The 6,063-nt window shown below is 74.8% G+C and carries 5 protein-coding genes; 1 reads left to right on the top strand and 4 read right to left on the bottom strand.

Features of this window, described 5'->3' with window-relative positions; genetic code table 11:
- Both AOK22_RS33290 and AOK22_RS33285 read right to left on the bottom strand, forming a co-directional pair.
- Positions 1-956 (bottom strand): sensor histidine kinase (locus tag AOK22_RS33290; protein ID WP_055702439.1); only part of this gene is annotated, 956 nt, incomplete at its 3' end.
- Between the two features lie 245 nt (positions 957-1,201).
- Positions 1,202-1,987, bottom strand: a complete 786-nt coding sequence (locus AOK22_RS33285; protein ID WP_079036982.1) for an alpha/beta fold hydrolase — start codon at positions 1,985-1,987, stop codon at positions 1,202-1,204.
- Positions 1,988-2,169: 182 nt separating this feature from the next.
- Here AOK22_RS33285 and AOK22_RS33280 point away from each other — a divergent pair, with 182 nt between their 5' ends.
- The gene (locus tag AOK22_RS33280) at positions 2,170-3,570 is read left to right on the top strand and encodes an aminotransferase-like domain-containing protein (RefSeq protein ID WP_055702438.1); all 1,401 of its coding nucleotides are present in this window, start codon (positions 2,170-2,172) and stop codon (positions 3,568-3,570) included.
- A gap of 62 nt (positions 3,571-3,632) precedes the next feature.
- On the opposite strand, the gene AOK22_RS33275 is transcribed toward AOK22_RS33280, so the two are convergent.
- Both AOK22_RS33275 and AOK22_RS33270 read right to left on the bottom strand, forming a co-directional pair.
- The gene (locus AOK22_RS33275) at positions 3,633-4,319 is read right to left on the bottom strand and encodes a response regulator (protein ID WP_055702437.1); all 687 of its coding nucleotides are present in this window, start codon (positions 4,317-4,319) and stop codon (positions 3,633-3,635) included.
- 78 nt (positions 4,320-4,397) lie between these two features.
- On the bottom strand, positions 4,398-6,063 hold a 1,666-nt coding region (locus tag AOK22_RS33270; protein WP_341845628.1), incomplete at its 5' end, for a histidine kinase.

Genomic DNA, 6,063 nt, shown 5'->3' with positions numbered 1-6,063 from the left:
ACCGCGAAGTACGCGGCCGACTCGACCGGCGCTTCGGGCCGGGCGGGCAGCTCGGCGTGCACCTCGGTCCGCAGCGGGCTGATCAGCGCCAACGACCGTACGGCGTCCGCGAGTCCGCGGTCCGCGAGGACCGGCGGATGGATGCCGCGGACCAGGTCGCGCAGTTCCTGGAGCGCCTTGGCGGAGTTCTCGCGGGCCTCGGCGAGGAGCGCGGGGACGGCCTCGGGGTTGGATTCGAGGAGGTGCTCGGCGGCGTCGAGGGTCATGCCCATCGCCACGAGCCGGACCTGCGCGCCGTCGTGCAGATCGCGCTCGATGCGGCGGATCTCCGCCATCTGGGTGTCCATGGCGGCGGACCGGGTGGTGGTCAGATGGTCGATGCGGTCCGCCATCTGGGCCATCTCCGCGCGCAGTTCGCCCTCGCTGGGCGCGAGCATCGAGCGCAGCCAGTGCTCGTGCAGCCGGACGGCACGCGGCGCGGCCCAGTGGAACGCGAGCGGGAACTGGAGGACGCCGAGCACCCCGGCGAGGACGGCGGTGGGCCAGTCGTGGACCGGTACGAAGAGGTACCAGATGTTGCCCCACTCCTCGGACAGCCGCGCCCCGAACACCGCGGTGACCAGCCCCCACACCCCGCTCAGGACCAGGGCGAGCGGCCCGAAGGCGACGATCCCGCCGACCCACGGATCGAGCCTGGCCCAGCGCCGGTCCCGCCACACCTGGCCCTCGCGGCCCGCGAGTTGGGCGCGGAGGGCGAGGCCGGCGGCGACGGGGTCGCCGGCGGTGGCGGTCGGCAGTGCGCGGTACGGCGCCGGGAAGGCGCGGCCCGACCACTGCTCGGCCAGCGCGCGCTGGCGGTCGGCGAGCCGCCGCAGCCGCCGCATGGGGGCGGGGAGCAGCCGTGCCGTGGCCCGGCTCCCGCCGAGGAGCTCGACGTGTCCGACCCACAGCGACACCCAGCACGCCCTGAAGGACAATCGCCACAGCAGGAGCGACCGCTTGAAGGCCGCGGCCCCGACCCTGGAACCCTCTGCCGTCCCCTGACCCGCTCGCGAGCATTCCGTTTCACGACTCGTGCCACCCATGGACTCCCCCTCGCATGCTGCATGTGAACTGCGGTTTCATGCGGTCCGCGCACTCATTATCGAGTGGCGCGGGCGAGGAAGTCGGTGGTGAAAACTCCCCTCTTGGGGAAGCGGCGTCAGATGCGGGCGAGCCAGACGCGGACCGCCGCGTCGAAGTCGGCGGGGCGTTCCAGGTTCGGCATGTGGGCCGACGACTCCACGACGTGCAGGACGGAGTCGGGGAGCGCGGCGTGCAGGGACTCGGCGTCGGCGACCGGGGTGTACGTGTCGTCGCGGCCCACGACGACCAGGGACGGGACCGTGACCCGGGTCAACAGGGCCTGGTAGTCGAGGCGTTCGGCGCGGCCGCGCAGGGCCGCCGCCGCTCCCTCGGGCGGGGCGGCCAGCATCATCCGGTGGACGTACGCGGACGCCTCCGTGTTGTACGGGGCCACCATCTTGTCCCGGACCTCGTCCGCGTACCCCTTCATGCCCTCGGCGACGAGGCGGTCGGCGAGGGCGTTGCGGAACACCTTGCCCTCGGGCGTCTCGGCCGTCGCGAAGGTGTCCGCGAGGAGCAGGCCCGTGAGGCGCTCGGGGAACAGGCGGTGGCACTCCATCGCGATCTGGCCTCCCATGGACAGACCGCCGAGGGCGAACTCCCGTACGCCCAGGTGGTCGAGGAGCGCCGCGACGTCCTCGGCGAACGTGGCGAACGCGGTGGTGCCGGGGACGACGGTCGTCGCGCCGTAGCCGCGGAGGTCCGGGGCGATGACGCGGTGCGTCGTGGAGAACGCGGTGAGCTGCGGCGCCCACATGGAGCGGTCGAAGGGGTGGCCGTGCAGGAGGACGAGGGCCGGAGCGCCTGCCTCGCCCTCGTCGTCGTAACCGATCGTGATGCCGTTGAGCTGCGCGGTTGCCATGAGGGGAGGCTAGGCGCGGCCTCGTCGGCGGTGCAATAGGATCTTTGCTCTCGGTGCAATGCGGGTGCGCTGCGGGTGCAGTGCAGGCAATGCAGATGCGATGCGGGTGCGGTGTCATGCGAGGGCCGCGCGATGCGGCTGCGGTGCCAGTGCCGTGTCGGTGCGGTGGACTTGGGGGTGGGATGGCTCGGGAGGACTATCGGCGGGTCGCCGACGAGGTGGCCCGGGAGATCGAGGACGGGGTCCTGAGCCCCGGGCAGCAGCTGCCGCCCCAGCGCCTCTTCGCCCGGCGCCGACGCATCGCCAACTCCACCGCCATCCGCGTGTACGGCGAGCTCGTCCGGCGCGGTCTCGTCGTCGGCGAAGTGGGGCGCGGGACGTTCGTGCGGGCCGCCGAACCGCACCCCGGCGGCGCCGCCCTGACCGAGGGGCCGGCCGGTCCGCCCGCGCCCGCCGCCGTCAATCTTGAGCTCAACTACCCCGTTGTCGCAGGGCAGTCCGAGCTCATGGGGCGGTCCCTCGCGCCGCTGCTGCGGCCCGACGTACTGACGGAGGCGACCCGCACCGCCGCTCCCGCCGGGACCCCGCAGGCCCGTGAGGCCGCCGCCGACGTGCTCGCCCGGAGCGGCTGGCGGCCCGAGCCCGAGCGGGTGCTCTTCGCCGGCAACAGCCGGCAGGCCATCGCCGCCGCGCTCTCCTCGCTCGCCGGGCCCGGCGGGCGCGTCGGCGTCGAGGAAGTGACGTATCCCCTGGTGAAGGCCATCGCCGGGCAACTCGGCCTGCGCCTCGTGCCCGTCGCCGTGGACGGGCAGGGCATGCTGCCCGACGCGCTCGCCGCCGCCCATCGCGCCGCCTCCCTCAGCGCCGTCTACGTCCAGCCGACCCTCCAGAACCCGCTGTCGGTGACGGCGGGGGAGGAGCGGCGACGCCAACTCGTCTCCGTCGTCGACGAATTGGGGCTGCCCGTCGTGGAGGACGGCACCTGGGGGTTCCTCGCCGACGACGCGCCCGCGCCGCTCGCCGCCCGGCTGCCCGAGCGCGTCGTCTTCGTCGACAGCCTCTCCAAGCGGCTCGCCCCCGGCCTGACCGTCGGGATGCTCACCGCGCCGCCGGGGCACCGGGACGCCCTGGAGCGCAGTCTGCGGTCGGGGGCGTGGACCGCGGCGGCGTTCAACCTGGAGGCGGCCGTGCGGTGGGCCGCCGACGGGACCGTGACGGCGCTCGTGGAGGCCAAGCGCGCCGACGCGGCCGTACGCCATCGGATCGTGCGGGAGCGGCTGCTCGACGCGGGTGTGAGGGGGCGGTTCCGTACGGATCCCCGCGCCTATTACTGCTGGTGGGAGCTGCCCTCGCCGTGGCGCGCCGACACCTTCGTCGCGGCAGCGGCCGAGCGCGGCGTCGCCGTCACACCGGGCTCGGCCTTCGCGGTGGGCTCCACCGGCTCCTCGGGCCCCGCGGGCTCCGCCTCCGGGGCAGGCGGCCACCGCGCGCCCGACGCGGTGCGCATCGGGCTCGCGTCGCCTCCGCCGGACGTGCTGGGCGAGGCGTTGGGCGTGCTGGCGGGGATCGTCGCGCGTACGTAGCTGACGGGTGTACGTAGAGCTGAAGTGAGGTCGTCAGGAAGGGAGTTGTCGCTCGTCGGCGCTCACGACGCCAGCCCCGCCTGATGCGCGAGCAGCGCCGCCTGCACCCGGCTGTCGCTGCCCGTCTTGTCGAGGACCGCGGCCACGTGCGTCTTGACCGTGCCCACGCCGATGCCGAGCCGCAGGCCGATCTCCAGGTTCGGCAGGCCCGCCCCGAGCATGGCGAGCACCTCGCGCTCCCGGTCGGTGAGGGCGGCCAGGCGGGCGTCCGGCGAGGGTGCCGCGGACGAGCCGGACGGTGCCGCAGGGGCGCCGCCCTCCAGCATCCGCTTGATGACCGTCCCGGTCACGCCGGGCGACAGCACCGCGTCGCCGGCCGCCGCCGCCCGCACCGCGCGGATCAGCTCGTCCGGGCCCTCGTCCTTGAGGAGGAAGCCGCCCGCGCCCGCCCGCAGGGCCCGCGTCACGTTCTCCTCGTCGCCGAACGTGGTGAGCATGACGACCTGCGGCCGAGGGTCCAGCTCGGTCAGCGGGCCGATCGCCGCGAGGCCGTCGAGGACGGGCATGCGGATGTCGACGAGGGCGACGTCGGGGTGGAGCTCGGCGGCGAGCGTGACCGCCTCCGCGCCGTTCACGGCCTCGCCGACCACCTCGATGCCGTCGGCGTGCTGGAGGATCATGCGGACGCCGTGCCGGATCATCTCCTCGTCGTCGGCGAGCAGGACGCGGATCGTCGCTGGCGTCGTCATGGGTGCTCCTCGTTCCTGGTTCCTGGTTCTTGGTTCCTGCGGTCTCGGGTCGGGCGCCGTGTACCGCGCACCGCGTTCCTACGGTCGGGCCAACGGCACCGTGAAGTGGTCGACGGACGTCAGAACATCATGGTCGAAACAGTAGCGAGTCACCGCGAAACGGGCCGTGTCCGACTCCTCGTCCGCGCCGCCCCCCACGTTCGGATAGAGACAGCTCGTCGTCCCCGCGGGCCGCGCCGGTTCACGGCCGGCCGCCGCCGCCCGTACCGCGTCGCTGTCCAGCGGCACCGAACGCTCCACCTCCTCCTTCGACATCCCGACGCGCACCTCCTGGCGCTCCGCCAGGTCCGGGCCCGGCTGCGCCTGGGTCACGAGGCCCAGGCCGAGGCCGAGCATCAGGGCGACGCCGCCCATCCCGAGCAGCGTCGTGAGCACGCCCGCGATCCGCCCCGGCAGCCCGCCGACCGCGCCCTCCTCGGCGCTCGTGTCCGGCAGCGGCGGCCCCGGCAGCTCCTCACCGCCGTCGCCACCGCCCCGGCCCGTGCCGTCCGCGCACGCCCCGGGCCCCGTCGGGATCGCCGCCGTCACCTCGAAGCCCCCGCCGGGCACCGCCCCCGAAGCGAACGTGCCGCCCAGCAGCGCCACCCGCTCCCGCAGCCCGACCAGACCGCGCCCGGTGCCGAGGCCCGTCGCTGCCGACGGGGGCTCCGGCGGCGCCTCGTTGCGTACGACGATCTCCACCCGTTCGTCGGAGTGCGTGACCGTCACGGCGACCGGCGCCCCGGTCGCGTACCGGTGCACGTTCGTCAGCGACTCGCGGACGACCCGGTGCACCGCCCTGCGCACCGACGGGCCCTCGGCCGTGCCCAGGTCGGGGCCCCGCCAGTCGAGCGTCACCGGGATGCCGCCGCCGCGCGACTCCTCGATCAGGGCCTCGATGTCGGGGCGGGTGCCGGTCGCGTCGGTGAGGGCGTTCGTGCCGGTGTCGCGCCCCAGCGGGCCGAGCACGCCGAGGACCTCGCGCAGTTCGTTCATCGCGTCCCGGGTGGCCTTGCGCAGCAGCGTCGCCTCGTCGCGCAGCTCGGGCGCCTGCTGGGAGAGCGCCAGTTCGAGGCCGCCCGCGTGCAGCGAGATCAGGCTGAGGCGGTGGCCCACCAGGTCGTGCATCTCGGCGGCGATCCGCGACCGCTCGTGGATGCGGGACTCGCTGTCGGCGAGGCGGCGTGCCTGCTCGGCCGCCGCGGTGCGCTCCCGCAGCGCCCGCACCAGCCGGTCCTGCTGGCCGGCCGCCGTGCCGACCAGACCCGGCACGATCACGGTGACCGCCGCGAGCATCGAGCCGAGCGCGAGCCCGAACTGCCAGCTGCCCACCGCGAACGGCCGCGCGGTCACCGTCGCCACCAGCATCGTCAGTGCGGACGCGGTGAGCAGCACGGCCACCCTGCGGCGCGGCTGGGCCAGCTGCCGCGCCGCCGGGTACGCCGCCACCGCGACGAGCAGCCCGGCCGGCGGCATCGCCCCCGCGAGCGCGGCCAGCGCGAGCAGACCGCCCACGGGGAAGCGCCGCCGGACCACGAGCGCGAGCAGCACGAGCACGCCGTACGCGAGCTTGCCGGAGCGCGGCAACTGGGTCACGGCGGAGCTGGTGCCGGAGTACGCGAGGACGAGGAGGGCGCCGCCCGCGAGCGCCTCCAGGGCGGCGCGGACCAGGTGCCAGGTGGTGTACGGCTCGGGGGAGAAGGGG

It is taken from the genome of Streptomyces silaceus, from assembly GCF_001419745.1.
Classification (GTDB): domain Bacteria; phylum Actinomycetota; class Actinomycetes; order Streptomycetales; family Streptomycetaceae; genus Streptomyces; species Streptomyces silaceus.
This window is presented reverse-complemented; position numbering and strand designations above follow the sequence as displayed.